Below are 22,367 nucleotides of genomic sequence, written 5' to 3'. Positions count from 1 at the left end.
GCGCCCCGGTCGCGATCAGCTTGGCGACCCCCCGTGCAGTCGCGCTGGAACGGCGATGGACTATCGCTTGTCAGGCGCCCCTCTAGCCGCGGACGGGATCGTGGGCCCGCACGACCGACTCGCGGAGGGCAGGCCGAGGTGGACGCACAGCACGTTGACGCTCAGTACGCGCAGGCGCAGCACTTCTACGCGCGCCAGATGCAGCTCCTGGACGCGGGATCGACCGACGAGTGGGCCGCCACGTTCACCGAGGACGGCGTCTTCGAGGTCGGCGACAGCGCGGTCCACGGATCGCAGGACATCGCCAGGGCGGCGCGCAAGGTCGCCGACGAGTTCGCCGCCGCCGGCGTCCAGCGCCGGCACTGGATCGGGATGCTGACCGTGACCCCCGGCGACGACGGCGAGCTCACCGCCCGCAGCTACGCCCTGGTCCTGGAGATCCCGACCGGCGGCGAGGTGGTGGTCAGGCGCAGCACCGTGTGCACCGACCGGCTCGTCAGCTCGGACGGGCAGTGGCGGGTCAAGCACCGCAGGGTCACCCGGGACGGGCTGGACCCGGCATGAGCGGCGCCCCGCCCACCTACGCCATCCGGTCGCGGCCCAACGGGCGGCTGACCGCCCGCATCGCGCGCTCCATGCTGGCCGGCGACGGGCTGGAGGCGTTCTGGTCCTGGTACACCGAGCGCGCCGCGCGCAGCGCCCACCGCGTGACGCGCATCCCGCTGGAGGAGCTGACCGGCTGGAGCACCGACCCGGAGACGGGCGACATCGGTCATGACAGCGGCAAGTTCTTCAGCGTCACCGGCATCGACGTGCACATCCCGGGCGCCCCGGTGCCGCGCTGGAGCCAGCCCATCATCGTGCAGCCCGAGGTCGGCATCCTCGGCATCCTCGTCAAGGAGTTCGACGGGGTGCTGCACTGCCTCATGCAGGCCAAGTTCGAGCCGGGCAACGCCAACGGGCTGCAGCTGTCGCCGACGGTCCAGGCCACCAAGAGCAACTTCTCGCGGGTCCACCGCGGCAAGGCGGTGCCGTACCTGGAGTTCTTCCGCGACAGCGCGCGGCACGGGGTGCTGGCCGACGTGCTCCAGTCGGAGCAGGGCGCCTGGTTCTACCAGAAGCGCAACCGCAACATGATCGTCGAGGTGGACGGCGACGTCCCCGTGGGCGAGAACTTCATCTGGCTCACCTTCGGCCAGCTCCACCGGCTGCTGGGCGTGGAGAACCTGGTCAACATGGACACCCGCACGGTCCTGTCGTGCCTGCCGTTCACCAGCCAGGACAGCCATCCGCTGATCGTCGTCCCCCAGGACGACTTCCACCAGGCGCTGGTGCGCTCGTGCAGCGCCGTCGAGGGCAGCCTGCACTCCATGCCCGAGATCCTGAGCTGGATCACCGGCATCAGGGCCCAGTCGGAGGTGGTCACCCGCGTCACGCCGCTGGCCCGGGTGCCCCGCTGGCACCGCGAGGGCGGGGCCATCGCGCACGAGGACGGCCTGTTCTTCCGGGTGATCGGCGTGGACGTGGCCGGCGGCTCGCGCGAGGTGGCCTCGTGGAGCCAGCCCATGATCGAGCCGTCCGGCAACGGCATCGTGGCGTTCGTCGCGCGCCGGATCGACGGCGTCCTGCACGTGCTCGTGCACGCCCGCGTCGAGCCGGGCTACGTCAACGTGATGGAGCTCGCGCCGACCGTGCAGTGCACCCCCGGCAACCTGGGGGCGCTGCCGCCGGAGGCGCGCCCCCGCTACCTCGACGTCGTACTGAACGCCCCGGCGGAGCTGGTCAGGTACTCGGTGGCGCTGTCGGAGGAGGGCGGCCGCTTCTACAACGCGGTCAACACGTACGCGGTGGTCGAGGCCGACGTCGACGTGGAGGACGGCGCCGACTACCGGTGGATGACCCTGCACCAGCTCGCCGAGCTGCTCAAGCACAGCAACTACCTCAACGTGCAGGCCCGCAGCCTGGTGGCCTGCCTGCACAGCCTGTCCTCGTGAAGGTGAGATGCCGATGCGTGTCCTGTTCACCACGTTCGCCGCGCCGTCGCACTTCTACGCCCAGGTCACCGTGGCCTCGGCGCTGCGCACCGCCGGCCACGAGGTCGTCGTCGCCAGCCAGCCGGACCTGGCCGAGACCATCGCGGCGGCCGGCCTGACCGCGGTGCCCGTCGGGCCGCCGCTGGAGATCGAGCCGGAGACGCAGAAGGCCACCTCCAGCTTCGCCGACGACCGCAACCTCGGCGGCCTGGCCATGAGCAACTCCCGCTACGACCCGTTCCCGTGGGAGCACGCGATCGGCATGTTCAGCGCGATGACCGCGTTCGTGTTCCAGAACGTGTGCGCCGAGCCGATGGTGGACGACCTCGTGGCGCTGGCCCGCGACTGGGGGCCGGACCTGGTGATCTGGGACCCGCTGACGCTGGCCGGCCCGGTGGCCGCCCGGGTCGTCGGCGCCGCCCACGCGCGGCTGCTGTTCGGGCCCGACCAGATGGGACGCAACCGGACCCGCTTCCGCGCGATGCTCGACCAGCGGCCCCCCGAGCTGCGCGACGACCCGCTGGCCGAATGGCTCGACTGGACGCTGGGCCGCCACGGCGAGCGGGTCCGCGAGCGCGACGAGGAGCTGGTGCTCGGGCAGTGGACGATCGACCCGACGCCCGTCTCCCTGCGCATCCCGCTCGACCTGCACTACGTGGGCGTGCGCTACGTGCCCTACAACGGCCGCTCGATCCTGCCCGGCTGGCTGCGGGAGCCCGCGCCGTACCCGCGGCGGATCTGCCTGACGCTGGGCGTGTCGCTGGGCGAGGTCGAGGACGGCGGCACGGTCGCCGCCGGCGACCTGATCGCCGCGGTGGACGGGCTGGACGCCGAGGTGGTCGCCCTGCTGCCCGCCGACCTGCGCGCCCGGCTCGGCACGCTGCCGGCCAACGTGCGGGCCGTCGACTTCGTGCCGCTCAACGCGCTGCTGCCGTCGTGCGACGCGATCGTCCACCACGGCGGCTCGGGCACGTTCATGACGGCCCTCGCCCACGGCGTCCCGCAGCTCCTCGTGCCCGACATGATGTGGGACTCCATGGAGAAGGCCACCGGGCTGGCCAGGAACGGCGCCGGCACCTACATCGAGGAGCACGACAAGCTGTCGCCCGACCAGCTGCGCGAGCGCGTCGTCGGCCTGCTCGACGACCCGTCCTACGCCGCCGCGGCGGCGCGGATGCGGGCCGAGGTGGTCGGCATGCCCAGTCCCAACGAGATCGTGCCGGTCCTCGAACGGCTCACCATGCTGCACAAGGAGGGGAAGGCCGGATGACCAGGACGGCGATCGTCACCGGAGGCGGGTCGGGCATCGGCCGGGCCACCGCCCACGCCTACGCCGAGCGGGGCTGGGGGGTGCTCGTCGTGGGCCGCGACGCCGGCGCGCTCAAGGACACCGCGGCCGGCCACGACGGCATCGAGCCGTTCGCCGCGGACCTCACCGAGCACGGCGCGCCCGAGGCCGTGGCCGAGGCCGCGCGCCGGCGTTTCGGCCGCGTGGACGTGCTGGTCAACAACGCCGGGGCGGGCGTCTTCGGCCCGCTCGGCGGGCTCGACCGGGCCCAGGTGGGGGCGCAGGTGGCGATCAACCTGGTCGCGCCGGTCATGCTCACCCAGGCCGTGCTGGACGACCTGGCCGCCGCCGGGGGAGTGGTGGTCAACGTCAGCTCCGCCGGCTCCCTCGGGCTGCGCTCCTGGCCGCACAACGCGGTGTACGGGGCCACGAAGGCGGCCCTGGACCTGCTGACCCGGTCCTGGGCCGTCGAGCTCGGCCCGCGCGGGATCCGCGTGGTCGGCCTGGCGCCCGGCGTCGTCGACACGGCCGCCGGGGTCCGGGCCGGGATGTCCGAGGAGGACTACGCCGGGTTCCTGGAGGCCATGCGCGGGCGGGTGCCCGTGGGCCGGGTCGGGAGGCCCGAGGAGATCGCCTGGTGGATCGTCCAGATCACCTCACCGGAGGCCGCGTACGCCAGCGGCACGGTGTTCGCCGTCGACGGCGCCCTGTCCGTGACGTGACGAAGGGTCCGTGACGTGACGAAGGGTCCGTGACGTGACGAAGGGCCGCGTCCCCTGCGAGGGGACGCGGCCCGCCCGCGTGCCGCTGTCAGACGCGCGCGGAGCGGCGGCCCTCGGCGTACTCCTTGGCCGCCTTCAGCGTCGTCATGCTGTTGCGGCTCAGCGCCTCGCGCGCGAACGCGTGCGCGTCGGCCATCGTGGCGCCCTCGCCCAGCACGCTCGTGATCGCCTCCGGGGCGATCGCCACCGTGTGCCGGGAGGTGACCGCGGCGCCGCCGCCCTCCGGCCGCACCGTCCAGCGGCCCGTGTGCACCGACAGCAGCTTCGGCGTCCGCAGCTGCTTGTAGACGATCAGGTGCTCGGGGAAGCAGACCCGCACCGAGGCCGTGGTGTGCGTCGAACCGTCGGCCGTGCGGGTGTCCATCTCCATGAGCTGCACGTCGGGCGTCTCCGACTCGACCACAATCCGGGCCACGTGCGGCAGCCGCTCCGGCCACAGGTCGGCGCGGAAGAGGAAGTCGTAGACGTCGGCCGCCGCGCCGTCCACCCGTACCGTGTCCTCGAACGTCGCCAGCCGGCTCACCCCGCCGGAGTCCTCGACGGCGGCCCGCAGCGACGCCAGCTCCGCCTCGCTGTTGCGGTCGACGGCCTTGGCGATGAAGTCCACGCCGTCCTCGTCCACCGCGCTGAAGTCGTGCGTCAGCCGGACCCGGGTGGTGGCGGCGTCGACCGGCTCGACGATCCACTCGCCGCCCATGGCGGCCACGGGATGCGCGGGCACCTCCTGCCGGAAGCGGATGCGCAGCCGCTCCGGGTCCAGCTCGCGCCGCGAGGTCCACGTCTTGGGCCTGCCGTTGGCGGTGGCCCAGATGCGGATGCGCTCCTCCCGGCCGTTCTCCTCGATCCGCTCGACGTGGACGGAGGGCGGGAAGACCGCCGGCCACGCGGTCGCGTCGGCGAGGACCGCGTAGACGGCCCGCGGGTCCGCCGACAGGGTGATCTGGTGCTCGGTCTCGTGCGTGGGTGAGGTCGCCACGGGTGCTCCTGTCAGGAAGGGGGCTCAGAAGGTGCCGAGTCCGCCGCAGACGTTGATCGCCTGCGCGGTGATGGACGCCGCCGTGTCCGAGACGAGGTAGCTCACCATCCCGGCGACCTCCTCCGGCGTGGAGTAGCGGCCCAGCGGGATCTTGTCCTGGAACTTGGCCAGCACCTCGTCCTCGGTGACGCCCCAGAAGGCCGCGTACCGCTGCCGCACGCCCTGCGCCATCGGCGTCTCGACGTAGCCCGGGCAGACGGCGTTGACCGTGATGCCGGTCTTGGCCAGCTCCAGGGCCAGCGCCTTGGTCAGGCCGACGACCCCGTGCTTGGAGGCGGAGTACGGCGCGCCGAGCACGACGCCCTGCTTGCCGGCGGTCGAGGCGATGTTGATGATCCGCCCGCGCCCCCGCTCCAGCATCCCGCCCGTCGTCAGCACCGCCTTGATCATCCGGAACGGCGCGGTGAGGTTGGTGTCCAGGATGTCCTGCCACAGCTCGTCGGGGATCTCCGCGGTCACGCCCCCGCCGCCGCGGCCGGCGTTGTTGACCAGCACGTCGATCGGGCCGTACCGGTCGACGGCGGCCCGGACCAGCTCCTGGACCGCGGCGGCGTCGCGCACGTCGCACACCCGCCCGTCGGCCTCGGCCCCGGACTCGCGCAGCCCCTTGACGGTCAGCTCGACGGCGTCCTGCGTGCGCGCGCACAGGAACACGCGCATCCCGGCGCCTCCCAGGGACCGCGCCACGGCCAGCCCGATGCCGCTGGTGCCACCGGTGACGAGGGCGACCCGGCCTTCCTCGGACATGGGGTTCTCCTTTCGGTCGGCGCAAGGGTCACACCGGCGGCTCGAATGGCGCTAGACGACCTGAGTTCGAGCGGGCCGCGAGAACCGTGCCGCAGCGTCGTGCTGAGAGCTGTCGAGCGACTCGGCGGCCTACGACCGAGGAGTACGGATGCCGCACACGGAGTTCGGGGGAGCCGTCACGTTCGTGAACCGGTTCCTCCTGCACGGCCCGGCCGAGGAGTTCGAGCGCGTCTTCGCCGCCACCTCGGAGTTCATGGGATCCAGGCCCGGCTTCCTGTGGCACATGCTGCTGCGTCCGCTGGAGACCGGGCAGGACCGTCACTACGTCAACGTCGCCGCCTGGGAGGACGAGGCCGCCTTCCGCGCCGCCGTCCAGCACCCGGACTTCGCCCCGCACGCCGGCGCGCTGCGGGCGCTCAGCACCAGCGAGCCCACCCTGTACGAGACGCGGCAGACGCGGGCCGCGGAGACGGGACGGTCATGAGCAGGCGGGTGGTCGTCACCGGGCTCGGCGTGATCGCCCCCGGCGGCATCGGGGTCAAGCCGTTCTGGGACCTGCTGATGTCCGGCGCCACCGCCACGCGCCGGATCACCGCGTTCGACCCCGCGCCGTTCCGCTCCCAGATGGCCGCCGAGGCCGACTTCGACCCCGGCCAGGCGGGCCTGCCGGACGGCGCCGCAGAGAGGCTGGACCGGGCGGCCCAGTTCGCGCTGGCCGCCTGCGGCGAGGCCATGGCCGACAGCGGCCTGCGGGTCGAGGAGTCCGCCGCCCACCGGGTCGGCGTGGCCCTCGGCAGCGCCGTCGGCTGCACGCAGAAGCTGGAGGCGGAGTACGTGGCCATCAGCGGCCGGGGCGCCACCTGGGAGGTGGACCACACCCAGGCCTCGCCGTACCTGTACGACTACTTCGTGCCCAGCTCGATGGCGGCCGAGGTGGCCTGGGCGGTCGGCGCGCAGGGCCCGGTGTCGATGGTGTCGGCCGGGTGCACCTCGGGCATCGACGCCATCGGCTACGCCTGCGAGCTGATCCGCGAAGGCAGCGCCGACGTCATGGTCACGGGCGGCACCGACGCGCCGATCGCGCCCATCACCGTGGCCTGCTTCGACGCCATCAAGGCCACCTCCAGCTACAACGACACGCCGGGCAGCGCCTCGCGGCCCTTCGACCGCACCCGCAACGGCTTCGTGCTCGGCGAGGGCGCGGCCGTGCTCGTGCTGGAGGAGGCCGAGGCCGCCCGGCGGCGCGGGGCCCAGGTGTACGCCGAGATCACCGGCTACGCCTCGCGCGGGAACGCGTACCACATGACCGGCCTGCGCTCCGACGGCGCCGAGATGGCTGCGGCGATCACCGCGGCGCTGGACGAGGCGCGCTGCGACCCGTCCGAGATCGGCTACGTCAACGCGCACGGCACGGCCACCAAGCAGAACGACCGGCACGAGACCGCGGCGATCAAGACCGCGCTCGGGGAGCACGCCCACCGGGTGCCCATCAGCTCGATCAAGTCGATGATCGGCCACTCGCTGGGCGCCATCGGCTCCATCGAGGTGGCGGCCGCCGCCCTCGCCGTGACGAGGGGCGCGATCCCGCCCACGGCCAACCTGCACGAGCCCGACCCCGAGCTGGACCTGGACTACGTGCCGCTGGTCGCGCGCGAGCAGCGCGTGGACGTCGCGCTGACCGTGGGCAGCGGCTTCGGCGGCTTCCAGAGCGCCATGCTGCTGCGCCGTTTCGAAGGGTGAACGCATGCATGACACGGACGTCGTGGTCACCGGGGCCGGCGTGGTAGCCCCCGTCGGCCTGACCCCCGAGGAGTACTGGGCGGCGCTGCTGAGCGGGCGCAACGGCATCCGCCCGCTGCGCCGCTTCGACCCCGCCCGGCTGCCCTCGCCGCTGGCCGGCGAGGTCGAGGGCTTCGAGCCCCGCGACCATCTGCCGGCCCGGATCCTGCCGCAGACCGACCTCATGACGCAGTACGCGCTCTACGCCGCGGACCGGGCCATCGCCGAGTCCGGGTTCGAGCCGAGCTCGCCGCTGGACGTGGGCGTGATCACCGCCAGCGCCTCGGGCGGCTTCGACTTCGGGCAGCGGGAGCTGCAGCACCTGTGGCACGACGGGCCCGACCACGTCAGCGCGTTCATGTCGTTCGCGTGGTTCTACGCGGTCAACACCGGCCAGATCTCCATCCGGCACGACCTGCGCGGACCGGTCGGCGTCATGGTGACCGAGCAGGCCGGCGGGCTCGACGCGATCGCGCACGCCCGCCGCAAGGTGGCGCGCGGGACGCCGATGATGGTGACCGGCGGGATGGACTCGTCGCTGTGCCCGTACGGGCTGGCCGCGCTGACCCGCTGGGGGCGGCTCAGCACGGCCCGCGACCCCTCCGCCGCGTACCTGCCCTTCGACCGCCGGGCCGGCGGGCACGTGCCGGGCGAGGGCGGCGCCATCCTCACGCTGGAGGAGGGCGGGGCGGCCCGCGCGCGGGGCGCCCGGGTGTACGGGCGGATCGCCGGCTACGGGGCGAGCTTCGACCCGCCGCCCGGCTCCGGACGGCCGCCGGCGCTGATCAGGGCCGTCGAGGCGGCGCTGGCCGACGCCGGGATCGCCGCCGCGGACGTGGCCCTGGTGATCGCCGACGCCGCCGCCGACCCCGGTCTCGACGCGGAGGAGGCCCGGACGCTCGCGGCCGTCTTCGGGCCGCGCGGGGTGCCGGTGACGGCCCCCAAGACGCTGACCGGCCGGCTCTACTCGGGGGCCGCCCCGCTGGACGTGGTGACGGCGCTGCTGGCGCTGCGCGACGGCGTGGCCCCGGCGACGGCGAACGTCCGCGACGTGGACCCGGAGCTGCCCGTGGACCTCGTGCTCGGCGACCCGCGGCCCATCACCGGGGACGCGGCGCTGGTGGTGGCGCGCGGGGCGGGCGGCTTCAACAGCGCGATGGTCGTGCGCCGATGACGCGCGGCGACTCCGAGCCGCCCGCGCACCCGGCGCGGGAGAGCGGCGGGCCGGTCGCCCGGCATGGCGGCCGGGCGGCGGAGAGCGGCGGGCCGGGCGCGCGGCATGGCGGCCGGGCGGCGGAGAGCGGCGGGCCGGGCGGGCGGCATGGCGGCCGGTCGGTGGAGACCGGTGGGCCGGCCGCGCGGAGTGAGGCGCGGGCGGCGGGGACCGGGGGGCTGTTCATCGCCGGGTGCGCGGCCTGGTTGCCGCCCGCCGTGCCCACGGAGCGGGCGCTGGCGGCGGGCGAGTGCGACCCGCCGCTCGCCGCGGCCACCGGCATGCTCGCGGTGGCCGTCGCCGACAAGGAGAGCGGCCCCGAGATGGCCGCCCGCGCGGCCCGGACGGCCCTGGCCCGCGCCGGCGCCGGCCCGGCGGACATCGACCTGGTCCTGCACGCCGGCCTCTACTTCCAGGGCCACCACCTGTGGGCGCCCGCCTCGTACGTGCAGCGCGCCGCGGTGGGCAACGCCTGCCCCGCCATGGAGGTCCGGCAGGTCTCCAACGGCGGGATGGCCGCGCTCGAACTGGCCACCGCCTACCTGGCCGCCTCCCCGGCCCGTACGGGGGCGCTGATCACGACCGGCGACCGGATGAACCCGCCCGGGTTCGACCGGTGGCGCAGCGACCCGGGCACCGTCTACGCCGACGGCGGCACGGCGCTCGTGCTGTCGCGCACGAGCGGCTTCGCCCGGATCCGCAGCCTCGTGACGGTCTCCGACCCCGAGCTGGAGGGCATGCACCGGGGCGGCGACGCGTTCGGCGCGCCGTCGCTGGAGGAGCTGCCCACGGTGGACCTCGACCTGCACAAGCGCTCCTACGTGCGCGAGGTGGGGCGGGCGGCGACGGCCGCCAAGGTGAGCGCCGGGCAGGAGGCCGCGCTGACCGGGGCCCTGGTGGAGGCGGGCGTGGCCCTGGAGGACGTCAAGGGCTTCGCGCTGCCGCACATGGGCCTGCGCCGGCTCAGGGCGGGCTTCTTCGGCCCGTACGGGATCGACCCGGAGCGCACCACCTGGCCGTGGAGCCGGCACGTCGGCCACCTGGGCGCCGGCGACCCGATCGCCGGGTTCGACCACCTGGTCGCCACCGGCGCGGTCGGGCCGGGCGAGCTGTGCCTGCTCGCCAGCGTGGGCGCGGGCTTCACGTGGTCGTGCGCGGTCGTGGAGCTGCTGAGCCGCCCGGCGTGGGCGGCCGACAAGGGCTGAGCCGCCCGGGCACGGGCGGGGGAGAGGGGCGAGACGTGACCGTCACCATGGTGATGTTCCCGGGGCAGGGGTCGCAGCACCCGCGGATGGCGTGGGGCCTGTACGGCAGCGAGCCGCGCTTCACCGCCGCCCTCGACGAGGTGCTGGCCGCCTTCGACGACGGCGACGCGATGCGCCGCGACTGGCTCAGCGACGACCCGCGGGTCCCGCTCGACCACGTCACCCGGTCGCAGCCGCTGCTGTTCGCGCTGGACTACGCGCTCGGCCGCACGCTGATGGACTACGGGGTGCGGCCGTGGGTCATGCTCGGCCACAGTATCGGCGAGATGGCCGCCTCGGTGCTGGGCGGCGTGTTCACCCTGCGTGACGGCGCGCGCCTGGTGCAGGAGCGGATCCGGCTGCTGGCCGAGGCGCCTCCGGGCGGCATGCTCGCGGTCTCGGCCTCGGCCGCCTCTCTGGAGGAGGCGCTGACCGACGAGGTCGTGGTCGCCGCGGTCAACGCGCCCCGGCAGACGATCCTGGCCGGGCCGTCCGGCCCGCTCGCCGAGGTGGCGGAGCGGCTGCGGCGCGACGGGTTCGTCTGCGCCCCCGTGCCCGCGATGACCGCCTTCCACAGCCCCATGCTGGCGGGCGTGGCCTCCGCCGCCGTCGACGGCTTCGCCGCCACGCCGGTGCGCGCGCCGCGCATCCCGCTGCGCTCCTGCTACACGGCCGCGCCGCTGACCCGGGAGACGGCCGCCGACCCCGACTACTGGGCCGGTCACCCGGTGCGGCCGGTGCTGTTCTGGCCCGCGCTGGACGCGGTCCTGTCCGCCCGTGACGACGTCGTGTGCGTCGAGGCGGGGCCGGGGCAGGGGCTGAGCACCATCGCCCGGCGGCACCGCGCGGTGCGCGCCGGGCGGGGCGAGGTCGTGGCGCTGCTGCCCGCGCGGGCCGGCGGCCCCGAGGCGGACCGCGCCGCCTTCGACGCGGCCCTGGAACGGCTGTCCGCCCTGTCCTCGACCGCCCTGTCCGCGACCGGTCCGACCGCGGGCGGCCCGACCGCGACCGGCCCGACCGCGGGCCGCTCGACCGCGGGCGGGCCGGGCCCGGGTGATCTAGCCGCGGGCGACGCGGGCGGTGACGAAGCGGACCGGGACCTCGATGACCACCGGCCCGCTCCCGCCCCGTAGCCGGTCGAGCCCCTCGATCAGCCGCTCGCGCAGGTCCTCGCGCTGCGGCGCGGGCAGGTTCTGCCACAGCAGCCGCATCCCCTGGGTGTGCGACCACTCCACCCACCGCTCGGGGGACTCGGCGGTCATCCGCACCGGCTCGTCCAGCACCCGCACCTCGCGGTAGCCGGCCCGCTCCAGCGTCGCCGTCAGGTCCCCGGCGTCCTCCAGCCAGCTGTTGAAACGCCGCACCAGCGCCTCCGGCCGCCATTCGGCGGGCAGGTGCTCCAGCAGCGAGGAGGGAATGAGCGGAGTGAACTCCGGCGGCAGGAACGGGAAAGTCCCGGCCCGGAAAACCGGGCTCGTAAATGCGATCCGCCCGCCGTCGGCGAGGAATTCCGTATAGCGGGAAAGTGCTCCCGGGGCGTCCGGCAGAAAAATGATGCTGTAACCGCCGAGCAGCACGTCGAAAGCGCCAGCGGGAAGTTCCGGATTTTCCGCGTCCATCACCCGCGCCTCGACCTGGGAAAGGCCTCGGGCGGCGATCTCCTTGCCGACCTCCTCCACCATGGCCGGGGCCAGGTCGATGCCCAGCGCGCGCCCTCGCGGCCCCACCAGCTCCGCCGCGGGAAAGAGGCTGGCGCCCCGGCCGCAGCCGACATCCAACACCCTCTCACCTGCGGTGGGAGCCGCCAGCTCCACGAGCCGGCGGCCCATCGGGGTGAAGAACTCCACCCCCATCCGGTCGTAGCGCGCGGCGGAGTCGTCGAAGACCCCCGCGACCTGTCGCTTGTACGCCGAGCTGTCCACAAGCCCTCCCTTCTGCGCAATCACCAGTATTCGAGCGCCTCTGGAGAACCGGTCGAGAATCGGTGCACAGCCGCTTTTCCCGCTTGTCCCGCGCGCGTACCGCGGCGAACAATCGACGCGGAGACACACCCATTCAGGGAGCGCCGATGAGCAAGCAGATCGAAATCGTCCGCCGCATGGTGGCGGCGTACAACAGCGGCGAAACCGGAGACGTCGAGGAGTTCATTCATCCGGAATATCTCAACCCCGGCGCGCTGGAGCACAACCCCGACGGGCGCGGCCCCGAGGCGTTCGCGGGCGCGGTCAAGTGGCTGAAGTACGCCTTCTCCGAGGACGCCCACCTGGAGGAGATCGGCTACGAGGAGAACGGCGAGTGGGTGCGCGCCCACCTCGTGCTCTACGGCCGCCACGTCGGCAACCTCGTCGGGATGCCGCCCACCGGCCGCAGGTTCGCCGGTGAGCAGATCCACCTGATCCGGATCGTGGACGGCAAGATCCGCGACCACCGCGACTGGCCCGACTACCTCGGCACCTACCGGCAGCTCGACATGCCGTGGCCCGCGGACGGCGGCTGGCGTCCCTGATGGCCGAATCACGCGACGACGACCCGCTGTGGGGCCTGATCCGGCTCGGCAGCCTGCACACCCCGATGGCGGTGCGCGTGGCGGCCACCCTCCGCCTGGTCGACCACATCAAGGACGGCGCGACCGGCCCCCGCGAGCTGGCGGAGCGTACCGGGACGAACCCGGACGCGCTGGCCCGGCTGATCCGCCACCTCGTCGCGGTGGGCGTGCTGGCCGAGCCGGAGCCCGGCCGCCTGGCGCCGACCGCGATGGGCGAGGTGCTCGCCGACGACCACCCCGCCGCCCAGCGCGCCTGGCACGACCTCGGCGAGATCGTGGCCCGGGCCGACGTCGGCTTCACCCGGCTGCTGGACGCCGTGCGCACCGGCCGGCCCACGTACGCCGACGTCTACGGCCGGCCCTTCTACGACGACCTGGCCGCCGAGCCGCGCCTGCGCGAGTCGTTCGAGTCGCTGATGGCCTGCGACCAGCACGTGGCCTACGACGCGCCCACCGCCGCCTACGACTGGAGCGGCGTGCGCCACGTGTGCGACGTCGGCGGCGGCACGGGCGGCTTCGTCGCGGCCGTCGCGCGGGCCGCGCCGCACGTGACCGCCACGATCCTGGAGCTGCCCGGCACCGCGCGGGTGGCCCGCGAGCACCTGGCGGCCGAGGGCCTGGCCGACCGCTGCGACGTGGTCGAGGGCGACTTCTTCGCGCCGCTGCCGTGCAAGGCCGACGTCATGCTGCTGTCGTTCGTGCTGCTCAACTGGCCGGACGAGGACGCCGCGCGGATCCTCGCCCGCTGCGCCGACTCCCTCGAACCCGGCGGCCGGATCCTCGTCTACGAGCGCGACGACCTGGCCGAGAACGCCGGCAACGAGCGGTTCACCGAGCTGGACCTGCGCATGCTGGTCTTCCTGGGCGGGCGGCTGCGCACCCGTGACGAGTGGGCGGGGCTGGCCGCCCGCGCCGGGCTGGCCGTGGAGTCGGTGCGCCGGCTGCCCAACCCGACGATCCCCTTCGACCTGTCCCTGATCGTGCTCGCCCCGGCCGAGGAGGTCTCGTGACGACCCGTGTCATCGCCAACGGCGAGGTGTCCCTGTGGAGCGAGGACTTCGGCGACCCCGCGGCCCCGCCGCTGCTGCTGATCGCCGGCGGCAACCTGTCGGCCAAGTCGTGGCCCGACGCGTTCGTGGCGCTGCTCGCCGAGAAGGGCCACCACGTCATCCGCTACGACCACCGCGACACCGGCCGCTCGACCGCGACCGGCTTCCAGGCCTTCCAGGAGCGGCCGTACGGCTTCGACGAGCTGGTCTCCGACGCGCTGGCCGTGCTCGACGGCTGGGAGGTGCCGGCCGCGCACGTCGTCGGCATGTCGCTCGGCCACACCATCGGCCAGCTCCTCGCCATCGACCACCCCGACCGGCTGCTGAGCCTGACCCTCATGCTCGGCGGGGCGCTCGACGTCGACTTCGACGCCAACATCGAACGCGCCATGAGCGGCGCGCCCTCCGCCGACGGGCTGCCGCTGCCCACCCGGCGCTTCCTGGACGTCATCACGCTGATGTCGGAGCCGGTGGACGGGCCGGAGGCCGAGCTGGAGCGGCGGGTGGAGAAGTGGCGGCTGCTCAACGGCGAGGACCTGCCGTTCGACGCCGACGAGTTCCGCCGCGGCGAGCTGCGCGCCGTCGCGCACGCGGGCACCTTCCAGGAGCCGATCAACCACCACATGATCCCCCAGCCGCCGGTCTCGCGGGGCGCGGAGCTGGCCGGGGTACGCGTGCCCACGCTGGCGATCCAGGCGATGCGCGACCCCGCCGCGCCGCCGCCGCACGCCCGGCACGTCGCCGACCTCATCCCCGGGGCGCGGGTCGTGGAGCTGGCCGAGATGGGGCACGCGCTCGCCTCGGCCGTCCACGAGCCGCTGGCCGCCGCCATCAGCTCGCACACCCTCCGCACGCCCCACCGCGTCACCACCTGAGGAGCACCACGATGCCGACCACGCCGCAGACCCTGCCGCCCACCTCCGTGACCCCCAGCGAGCTCGGCCGTCACCTGCTCACGATCCGCGGCTTCCACTTCGTCCTGGGCGCGCTCGGCGACCCGTACGCCCGGCTGCTGCGGGGCGAGGGCGACGACAGCGCGGCGCTCGGCGACGAGATCAGGCGGGCGGGCCCCCTGTTCCGCAGCCACCTCGGCACGTGCGTCACGGCGAGCGGTGAGGCGGCCGCCGCGCTGCTGCGCGACCCGCGCCTCGACACCCGCCACCCGGGCGGCGACCGCGCGCACCTGGGCGAGAACCTGTGGGAGACCTGGCGCACCTGCCACGTCACGCCCATGGACGACGCCCTGCTGACGCTGCCGCTGGCCGACTACCGGCGGCTCGACCGGGTCAACCGGCCCGTGCTGGGGCCGGTGACGGCCGGGGCGTGGCGGGACGACGTCCGGCGCGCGGCCGGGCGGGTCGCCGACCGCGCCGGAGAGACGTTCGACCTGGTCGCCGACCTGGTCAGGCCGGCGGTGGCCGCCTCCCTGTCCCGGGTCCTCGGCCTGTCCGGCCCCGCCGGTCCGCACGCGGGCCCACGTGTCTCCGGCCCCTTCGACTTCGACGCGGGCTCGGGCGCGAACGGCCTGAGGAGGCAGGGGCCGCGTACGGAGACGAGCGACCTGAGGACAGAGGGACCGCGTACGCAGGCGAGCGACCTGAGGCGAGAGGAGGGCGAGGGCGTTCTGCTCGGAGAGGGGCCGGGAGCCGGGGACCCGGGACCCGCCGAGCGGGAGCTGGCGGAGCTGCTGCCTCGGCTGGGCGTCGCCCTGGACGCCGTGCTGTGCCCGCCGCGGCTGCCCGTGGTCCGCGACCTGGAGGAGGCCGTGGCCCGCGCCCGCGTCCTCGTCCACGACCTCGTGACGGCCCGCGCGGCCGAGCCCGGCGACGACGCCGTCAGCGCCATGCTGGCCACCGGTCTCGGCGAGGCGGACGTGGCGGCGGTCTGCCTGCTCCACCTGGTGGCCGGGGCCGAGATCGCGGCCGCCACCGCCGCCGACGCGATCGTGGCGCTGCTCGACCACCCCGGCCAGTGGGCGGCCGTGTGCCGCTCACCCGAGCTGGCCGCGGACGCCGTCGAGGAGACTCTGCGCTGGTCGCCGCCGGTGCGCCTGGTCAGCAGGACCGCCCAGGAGCCGCTGGCCATGCACGGCCAGGACATCGACGCCGACGCCCACGTCGTGATCGTCGTGGACGCCGCCAACCGCGACCTGGCCGGCGTCGCCGACCCGGACCGCTTCGACCTCGCCCACGCGGGCGCCCCGAGCCTCTCCCTGACCGGAGGCGGGCCCGAGGAACTCGTCGCGCCGCTCGCCCGCGTGGTCGCCACCGAGATCGTCCGCGCCGCCGCCGATCGGTGGCCGGGCCTGCGCGCGGACGGAGCCGTCGTGCGCCGCATGCGCTCGCCCGTCGTGCGGGCCGTGGTCAGGCTTCCCCTGTGCCGTTAGGAGACCCGGGTCCTTCGCGGGACCCGGGGCGTGAGGAGATTCGACGATGCGCGTGCTGGTCACGTCTTTCGCCATGGACGCCCACTTCAACGGCATGGTGCCGCTGGCCTGGGCGTTACGCACCGCGGGGCACGAGGTCCGGGTGGCCAGCCAGCCCGCGCTGACCCCCAGCATCGCCCGGGCCGGGCTCACCGCCGTGCCCGTCGGCGACGACCACCAGGTGGAACGGGTGATGGCCGCCGCCGCCCCCGGCGTCTTCGCCCTGCACCAGAACCCCGACTACCTGGAGGGCCGCCCCGAGCTGCTCGACCTGGACTTCCTGGAGTCGTCCACCACGATGCTGACGGCGATGTTCTACGCCCAGATCAACAACGACACCATGGTCGACGAGATGGTGGCCTTCTCCCGCTGGTGGCGGCCCGACCTCGTGATCTGGGAGCCGTTCACCTTCGCCGGGGCCGTGGCCGCGCACGTCACCGGCGCCGCGCACGCCCGCCTGCTGTGGGGGCCCGACCTGTTCCTCCAGGTGTACCAGCGTTTCCAGCGGCTGCTCGCGCCGCTGCCCGCCGAGCTGCGCGACGACGCGGTGCGCGACTGGCTCACCTGGACGCTCGGCCGGCACGGCGCCGAGTTCAGCCCGGAGGTCGTCACCGGCCACTGGACCATCGACCAGATGCCGGCCAGCGTCCGCTTCGAGCTGGACCAGCCGCTGGTGCCGATGCGCTACATCCCGTACAACGGCCCGCTGCCCGCCGTCGTGCCCCTCTGGTCGCGGACCGACCCCGACCGGCCCCGGGTGTGCGTCACCGGGGGCATGACCGAACGCACGACCGGCTTCTCCGGCCTGGACGCCGTCGCCGAGCTGCTGGAGGCGATCGCCGAGCTGGACGTCGAGGTGATCGCCACCGTCAAGACCGGCGAGCGGATGCGCCCGCTGCCGGGCAACGTCCGCGTGGTCGACAGCGTGCCGCTGCACGTGGTGCTGCCGAGCTGCGACGCGGTCGTCCACCACGGCGGCGCCGGCACGTGGGCCAGCGCGGCGCTCTACGGCGTGCCGCAGCTCGCGCTCGCCTGGCAGTGGGACGACGTGTTCCGCGCGCTGCGCCTGGAGAAGCTGGGCGCCGGCAGGTACCTGCCGCCCGGCCCCGCCCGCCAGGCGAGCGCGGTCCGCGACGGCCTGGCCCATCTGCTGGAGGACTCGTCGTTCCGGGCCGGCGCGGCCAAGATCAGGGAGGAGATGCTCGACTGCCCCACCCCCAACGAGGTCGTGCCGGCGCTGGAGGACCTGACCGCGGCGCACCGCGGCGCGCCCTCGGGCATCCCCGCCGGTACGGCGTCAGCGCGCCGATGAGCCGCGCGTACCGCGACCGGGCGGTCGGCGAGGAGGAGTTCCGCCGCGCGCTGTCCGGCCACGCGGCGGGGGTGGTCGTCGTCACCGCCTCGGTCGGGGGAGTGCCCGTCGGGGTGACGGCCACCTCCTTCTCCTCGGTCAGCCTGCGTCCGCCGCTGGTGGCCTTCTACCTCGGCCGTACGTCCTCGACCTGGCCGTGGCTGCGCGAGGCGGACCGCTTCGCCGTCAACATCCTGGCCGGGGACCAGGGGGACACCGCGGCCCGCTTCGCCCGCACCCACGTCGACCGGTTCTCGCCGCCCACCCGGTGGAGCCCGGACGAGTTCGGCACGCCGCTGCTGGACGGCGTCACGGCCCACCTGACCTGCTCGCCCTACCGCACCGCGGACATCGGCGACCACGTGCTGGTCGTCGGCCTGGTGACCGGCACGCGCATCGACGAGCAGGGCCGCCCCCTGCTCTACCACCAGGGGCGCTTCGGGCGGTTCGTCCCGGAACACGAGCCGGTCCACGGGACGGCGCGCGGGGAACCGCAGTAACCCCGGCGCCGCCCCGCGCGCTCAGCCTCCCCGGTCCTGGCCGCGCGTCGGCATCCCCCTGGCGCCGACCCGCGTGCCCGGCATCCCGTCCAGCGCGGCCCTTGTGCCCCGCATCCCGTCCAGCGCGGCCCGCCCGCACGGAGGATCGGGCGCGGCCCGCCGGTTCAGTAGATCCAGCCGGACTTGCGGGCGATGCGGATCGCGTCGATGCGGTTGCGCGCCTTCAGCTTGCTCACCACGACCGTCAGGTAGTTGCGCACGGTCCCCGGCGACAGGAAGAGCGCGCTCGCGATCTCCCGGATCTCGTCCCCCTCCGCCGCGAGCTGGAGCACCTCCAGCTCGCGGTCGGTGAGCGGGCACCCGGTCGAGCCCCACGCGACCAGCGCCAGGTCGGCGTCGAAGACGCGGTACCCCGCCGCCACCCGCCGGATGGCGTCGGCGAGGCGCTCGGGCGGCGAGGTCTTCAGCATGAGTCCCCCCACGCCGGCCGACAGCGCCTGGCGCACCGTGGCCGGCCGGGCGAGGCTGCTGAGCAGCAGGGTGTCGCAGCCGGGCAGCGTCTCCTTCAGCTCCACGGCCGCCGCGAACCGGTCCTTCCAGCACAGGTCGGCGTCGATCACCGCGACGTGGGGCGCGCCGGTCCGCGCGGTGGCCAGGATCTGCCTCCCGTCGGACACGGCGCCCACGACCTCGATGTCCGCCTCCTGCCGCAGCAGCGCCACCAGCGCGCCGCGCACCATGTCCAGGTCCTCGGCGATGACGACGCGGATCGTCCCGTTGCCCGGCTCGGTGGCCGACACCCGAGCGGAGAACGCCGCCTTCACTGGGGAAGGTTGTCGTGACGGAACCGGGGGCGGACCGACCTGGCCAGCGTCCGCAGGGTCGCGGCCAGTACGGACCTGGTCTGCTCCGGCTCGATGACCTCGTCCACCGACAGCCGCTCGGCCGGCAGGTGCGGGGCCATCACCTCGCGCTCGTAGCCCGCCACCAGGTCGGGGCGCACCCCGGGGTCATCGCGCAACTCCCGCCGGTAGACGATGTCGACCGCTCCTTCCGCACCCATGACTGCCATCTGCGCCCTCGGCCAGCAGAACACGGCGTCCGCCCCCAACGACTTGGAATTCATGACGATGTACGCGCCGCCGAACGCCTTGCGCAGCACCACGGTCAGCCGCGGCACGGTCGCCTCGGAGAACGCGTAAAGCAGTTTCGCACCCTTGCGTATCACTCCATTTGTTTCCTGTTTCGTTCCGGGAAGAAAACCCGGGGTGTCCACCAGGGTCACCAGAGGCAATCCGAACGCGTCGCACAGCCGGACGAAACGCGCCCCTTTCTCGGACGCGGAGATGTCCAGGACGCCCGCGAGCGCCAGCGGCTGATTGGCCACCACGCCCACCGGGCGGCCCTCGATCCGCGCGAAACCGATGACCAGGTTCCGCGCGAAACGCGACTGCAGCTCCAGAAAACTGTCGGAGTCCACGATTCCCGCGATCACCTGCCGGACGTCATAGGGGACGCGGGGGCTGTCCGGCAGCCGGGGCATCGCCCCGGGAGGCGCCGGCATGCCCATCGGCACCTCGTCCCAGCACGAGTCGGGCAGGTAGGACAGGACCCGCCGGGCCAGGTCCATGGCCTCCGCCGGGCTGGAGGCGACCAGGTGGGCGACGCCCGAGTGGCGGGTGTGGACCTCGCTGCCGCCGAGGTCGCTCGGGCTGACGTCCTCGAAGGTGACCGCCTTGACGACCTGCGGGCCGGTGAGGAACATGTGGGCGTTCTCGCGCAGCATGATGATGATGTCGGTGAGCGCGGGCGAGTAGACGGCGCCGCCGGCGCACGCCCCCAGGATGAGGCTGAGCTGCGGCACCCGGCCGGAGAGCTGCACGTTGGCCCGGAAGATCGCGCCGTAGCCGTCGAGGGCCGCGAGGCCCTCCTGGATGCGGGCGCCGCCCGAGTCGAGCAGCCCGACCACCGGCATCCTGGCACGTCCGGCCTGCCGCAGCACCGCCACGATCTTGGCGGCGTGGATCTCGCCCAGCGAGCCGCCGAGCGCGGAGGGGTCCTGGGCGAACACCCCGATCGGGCGGCCGTCGACCGTCGCGTGCCCGGTGACGACGCCGTCGCCGGCCGGGCGCTTGGCCTGCATGCCGAAGGCCGTGACCCTATGTCGGGCCTGGCTGCCGAATTCCACAAAGGAGTCCGGGTCGGTCAGCGTGTCGATGCGGTGCCGGACGTCCGCGGGCCGGGACCGCGACACCAAGGAGGATGAGGAAAGCGGAGGTCCAGTCATTGTCACTCCATTATTTCGAACATTCCTTCTTTCGTGCCCCACATGAAAGAAGACGATTCAAAATTGAATCGTCCTCAGCTTTCCATGATAGGCTAAATATGTGCCGTCTCACCTGTCAAGCCCATCCGGTAAGGCTCAAGTGCTAGTATGTAAGTGATCGCTTACTTAACGTGTTCAGCGCCCCATCGCGAATATCCACGACGGGGCGCTGCAATGAACGGCGTCCCGCCCGCTCAGCGGGTGTTCTTGTTCCGGTACAGGCGCACGGCGAGCGGCGCGAACACCACCGTGATGAGCGCCGAGGTGATCAGCGCCCACATCACGTCCCAGAACCCGGCCGTGCCGTGCATGAGCGTGCGCGACGCCGTGGCCGCGTGGCTCAGCGGGTTGACCTTGACCAGCACCTGCATCCACGACGGCATGGTCTCGGGCCGGACGAAGATGTTGCTCATGAACAGCAGCGGATAGATCACGATCATGCTGGTGCCGGAGACCCGCTCCGGGACGCTGGCGACCACGCCGATCGCGGCGAAGATCCAGCTCACGCTGAACGCGAAGACGATCAGCACCGCCATGGCCGCGAGCACGCCGAGGACGCCGCCGCCCGGCCGGAAGCCCAGCGCCAGCCCCATGCCGATGGTCATGGTCAGCGCGATCAGGTAGCGCAGGACGTCGCCGACCAGGTTGCCGGCGATCGCCGCCGGCTGCCAGAACGGCAGCGTGCGGAAGCGGTCGAAGACGCCCTTGTTGATGTCGGTGTTGATCGCGGTGCCGGTGTAGACGGTCATGAGGATGACGCTCTGCACCGCGATGCCCGGCAGGAAGAACTGGAGGTACTGGCCGGGCGAGCCGGCGAAGGCGCCGCCGAACAGGTACGTGAACAGCAGCAGGAAGATCGCCGGCAGCAGGATGATGTCGATGAGCTGGGCGGGGAAGTGCTTGAAGGCCATGATCCCCCGCCACAGGTGGGTGATCGTCGCCGACAGCGGGCTGGCCTTCGGCGGCCTCTCGTGGGTGGCCAGGACGGCCATCACCCGGTCGTCGACTCCCTCGATGGAGGAGGTCATGCGGCGTGCTCCTCTCCGGCTTCCCCGGCGGACTGGTCGTCGGCCTTGTGGCCGGTGAGCGTCAGGAACACCTCGTCCAGGCTCGGCCGGGTCACGGAGAACTCGGCCGGCTCGATCGAGGCGCGGGTGAGGGCGCCGAGCCCCTGGAGCACCCGCGAGTTGTCCTCCACCCGGGCGGACATCTCGGCGGGGTCGGCCTCCAGGTGCACGGGGACGCCCAGCTCCTGCGTGAGCAGGTCCTCGGCCTTGTCGCGCTGCCCGGGGTCGCGCAGGCGCACGTGCAGGGCGACCTGGCCGACCGAGGCCTTGAGCTCGTCGGTGGTGCCCTCGGCGATGACCTTGCCCTGGTCGACCACCGCGATGCGGTCGGCCAGCTCGTCGGCCTCCTCGAGGTACTGGGTGGTGAGCAGGATCGTGGTGCCGCCCGCCAGCAGCGCCCGCACGATGTCCCACACCTGGTTGCGGCTGCGCGGGTCGAGGCCGGTGGTCGGCTCGTCCAGGAACAGCAGGTCGGGGCTCACGACGATGCTGGCCGCGATGTCCAGCCGCCGCCGCATGCCGCCGGAGTAGGTGCTGACCAGCCGCCCGGCCGCGTGGGTCAGGCCGAAGGCGTCCATCAGCTCGCCGGCCCGATGCCTGGCCTGCGGCCAGGTGTAGCCCTGGAGCCGGCCCATGAGGACGAGGTTCTCCAGGCCGGTCAGCGCGTCGTCCACCGAGGCGTACTGCCCCGTCACGCTGATGCGCCGGCGCACCGCGTCGGAGTCGCGCACCACGTCGTGGCCGAACACGCTGGCCGTGCCCCCGTCGGGCCGCAGCAGCGTGGCCAGCATGCGGATCAGCGTCGACTTGCCGGCCCCGTTCGGCCCGAGCACGCTGTACACGATCCCGGGCGGCACCTGCAGGTCGACGCCGTCGACGGCCTTGGTCTGCCCGAACATTTTCCGCAGGCCGGAAGTCTCTATCGCGAGTGTGGGTGGGGAGCTCATCGCAGGCTCCCGTCGCTCCCGCCGTTTTTCGTCAT

General features: G+C 73.6%; 22 protein-coding genes. 15 read left to right on the top strand and 7 right to left on the bottom strand.

Annotated elements, in window-relative coordinates; genetic code table 11:
- Nucleotides 1-138 precede the first annotated feature (138 nt).
- The 4 genes from HT134_RS05855 to HT134_RS05840 are packed head-to-tail and all read left to right on the top strand — an operon-like array spanning nt 139 to nt 4,043.
- Entirely contained in the window at nt 139-564 is a 426-nt protein-coding gene (locus HT134_RS05855; protein ID WP_217707203.1) for a nuclear transport factor 2 family protein, read from the top strand.
- Complete coding sequence (locus tag HT134_RS05850) at nt 561-1,994, top strand: NDP-hexose 2,3-dehydratase family protein (RefSeq protein ID WP_175599165.1); 1,434 nt, start codon at nt 561-563, stop codon at nt 1,992-1,994. Before HT134_RS05855 ends, HT134_RS05850 begins: the two co-directional genes overlap by 4 nt.
- Before the next feature lie 7 nt (nt 1,995-2,001).
- Nucleotides 2,002-3,303: an activator-dependent family glycosyltransferase gene (locus HT134_RS05845; RefSeq protein ID WP_246363548.1), complete on the top strand. Its 1,302-nt coding sequence runs from the start codon at nt 2,002-2,004 to the stop codon at nt 3,301-3,303.
- Nucleotides 3,300-4,043: an SDR family NAD(P)-dependent oxidoreductase gene (locus HT134_RS05840; protein WP_175599164.1), complete on the top strand. Its 744-nt coding sequence runs from the start codon at nt 3,300-3,302 to the stop codon at nt 4,041-4,043. Before HT134_RS05845 ends, HT134_RS05840 begins: the two co-directional genes overlap by 4 nt.
- A gap of 88 nt (nt 4,044-4,131) precedes the next feature.
- Here the strand turns inward: HT134_RS05840 and HT134_RS05835 are convergent, their stop codons facing one another.
- Together HT134_RS05835 and HT134_RS05830 are read right to left on the bottom strand one after the other, a co-directional pair.
- Nucleotides 4,132-5,079 (bottom strand): aromatase/cyclase, encoded by a 948-nt coding sequence (locus HT134_RS05835; protein WP_175599163.1) that lies wholly within the window; start codon nt 5,077-5,079, stop codon nt 4,132-4,134.
- A gap of 24 nt (nt 5,080-5,103) precedes the next feature.
- Nucleotides 5,104-5,886, bottom strand: a complete 783-nt coding sequence (locus HT134_RS05830) for an SDR family NAD(P)-dependent oxidoreductase (protein ID WP_175599162.1) — start codon at nt 5,884-5,886, stop codon at nt 5,104-5,106.
- Between the two features lie 148 nt (nt 5,887-6,034).
- Here HT134_RS05830 and HT134_RS05825 point away from each other — a divergent pair, with 148 nt between their 5' ends.
- Genes HT134_RS05825 through HT134_RS05805 form a run of 5 tightly spaced genes read left to right on the top strand, consistent with a single transcriptional unit; the run spans nt 6,035 to nt 11,255 of the window.
- A complete protein-coding gene (locus tag HT134_RS05825) occupies nt 6,035-6,370 on the top strand; it encodes an antibiotic biosynthesis monooxygenase family protein (protein ID WP_175599161.1) in 336 nt (111 codons plus the stop codon).
- Entirely contained in the window at nt 6,367-7,626 is a 1,260-nt protein-coding gene (locus HT134_RS05820; RefSeq protein ID WP_175599160.1) for a beta-ketoacyl-[acyl-carrier-protein] synthase family protein, read from the top strand. Before HT134_RS05825 ends, HT134_RS05820 begins: the two co-directional genes overlap by 4 nt.
- Nucleotides 7,627-7,630: 4 nt before the next feature.
- On the top strand, nt 7,631-8,839 hold the full coding sequence (locus HT134_RS05815; protein ID WP_175599159.1) for a ketosynthase chain-length factor: 1,209 nt from the start codon (nt 7,631-7,633) through the stop codon (nt 8,837-8,839).
- Nucleotides 8,836-10,083: a ketoacyl-ACP synthase III family protein gene (locus HT134_RS05810; RefSeq protein ID WP_175599158.1), complete on the top strand. Its 1,248-nt coding sequence runs from the start codon at nt 8,836-8,838 to the stop codon at nt 10,081-10,083. The genes HT134_RS05815 and HT134_RS05810 overlap by 4 nt, the downstream gene beginning before the upstream one ends.
- A gap of 35 nt (nt 10,084-10,118) precedes the next feature.
- Nucleotides 10,119-11,255 carry an acyltransferase domain-containing protein gene (locus HT134_RS05805; protein WP_217707202.1) on the top strand — a complete coding sequence of 379 codons (1,137 nt, stop codon included), beginning with the start codon at nt 10,119-10,121 and terminating at the stop codon, nt 11,253-11,255.
- Here HT134_RS05805 and HT134_RS05800 read toward each other — a convergent pair.
- Nucleotides 11,181-12,044: a class I SAM-dependent methyltransferase gene (locus HT134_RS05800; RefSeq protein WP_175599157.1), complete on the bottom strand. Its 864-nt coding sequence runs from the start codon at nt 12,042-12,044 to the stop codon at nt 11,181-11,183. The two genes, HT134_RS05805 and HT134_RS05800, sit on opposite strands and share 75 nt — an antisense overlap.
- 146 nt (nt 12,045-12,190) lie before the next feature.
- Here HT134_RS05800 and HT134_RS05795 point away from each other — a divergent pair, with 146 nt between their 5' ends.
- From HT134_RS05795 to HT134_RS05770, 6 genes are read left to right on the top strand one after another with little or no spacing between them, the layout of a single operon-like run.
- A complete protein-coding gene (locus HT134_RS05795; RefSeq protein WP_175599156.1) occupies nt 12,191-12,628 on the top strand; it encodes an ester cyclase in 438 nt (145 codons plus the stop codon).
- Nucleotides 12,628-13,677, top strand: a complete 1,050-nt coding sequence (locus HT134_RS05790; RefSeq protein WP_175599155.1) for a methyltransferase — start codon at nt 12,628-12,630, stop codon at nt 13,675-13,677. The genes HT134_RS05795 and HT134_RS05790 overlap by 1 nt, the downstream gene beginning before the upstream one ends.
- Nucleotides 13,674-14,591, top strand: a complete 918-nt coding sequence (locus HT134_RS05785; protein WP_175599154.1) for an alpha/beta fold hydrolase — start codon at nt 13,674-13,676, stop codon at nt 14,589-14,591. Before HT134_RS05790 ends, HT134_RS05785 begins: the two co-directional genes overlap by 4 nt.
- Nucleotides 14,592-14,602: 11 nt before the next feature.
- Entirely contained in the window at nt 14,603-16,102 is a 1,500-nt protein-coding gene (locus HT134_RS05780) for a cytochrome P450 family protein (protein ID WP_175599153.1), read from the top strand.
- A gap of 46 nt (nt 16,103-16,148) precedes the next feature.
- Entirely contained in the window at nt 16,149-17,453 is a 1,305-nt protein-coding gene (locus HT134_RS05775; RefSeq protein ID WP_175599152.1) for an activator-dependent family glycosyltransferase, read from the top strand.
- Nucleotides 17,450-17,992: a flavin reductase family protein gene (locus HT134_RS05770; protein WP_175599151.1), complete on the top strand. Its 543-nt coding sequence runs from the start codon at nt 17,450-17,452 to the stop codon at nt 17,990-17,992. The genes HT134_RS05775 and HT134_RS05770 overlap by 4 nt, the downstream gene beginning before the upstream one ends.
- A 164-nt stretch (nt 17,993-18,156) precedes the next feature.
- Here the strand turns inward: HT134_RS05770 and HT134_RS05765 are convergent, their stop codons facing one another.
- The 4 genes from HT134_RS05765 to HT134_RS05750 form a co-directional block, all read right to left on the bottom strand.
- On the bottom strand, nt 18,157-18,816 hold the full coding sequence (locus tag HT134_RS05765) for a response regulator transcription factor (RefSeq protein WP_312887987.1): 660 nt from the start codon (nt 18,814-18,816) through the stop codon (nt 18,157-18,159).
- Nucleotides 18,813-20,246, bottom strand: a complete 1,434-nt coding sequence (locus HT134_RS05760; protein ID WP_312888076.1) for an acyl-CoA carboxylase subunit beta — start codon at nt 20,244-20,246, stop codon at nt 18,813-18,815. The genes HT134_RS05765 and HT134_RS05760 overlap by 4 nt, the downstream gene beginning before the upstream one ends.
- A 266-nt stretch (nt 20,247-20,512) precedes the next feature.
- Nucleotides 20,513-21,346 (bottom strand): ABC transporter permease, encoded by an 834-nt coding sequence (locus HT134_RS05755; RefSeq protein ID WP_175599149.1) that lies wholly within the window; start codon nt 21,344-21,346, stop codon nt 20,513-20,515.
- Nucleotides 21,343-22,284 (bottom strand): ATP-binding cassette domain-containing protein, encoded by a 942-nt coding sequence (locus HT134_RS05750; RefSeq protein ID WP_281387373.1) that lies wholly within the window; start codon nt 22,282-22,284, stop codon nt 21,343-21,345. Before HT134_RS05750 ends, HT134_RS05755 begins: the two co-directional genes overlap by 4 nt.
- Nucleotides 22,285-22,367 lie beyond the last annotated feature (83 nt).

Source organism: Nonomuraea rhodomycinica, from assembly GCF_013363995.1.
Classification (GTDB): Bacteria; Actinomycetota; Actinomycetes; order Streptosporangiales; family Streptosporangiaceae; genus Nonomuraea; species Nonomuraea rhodomycinica.
The sequence above is the reverse complement of the archived record's forward strand: the minus strand, read 5'-3'. Positions and strand labels throughout refer to the sequence as shown.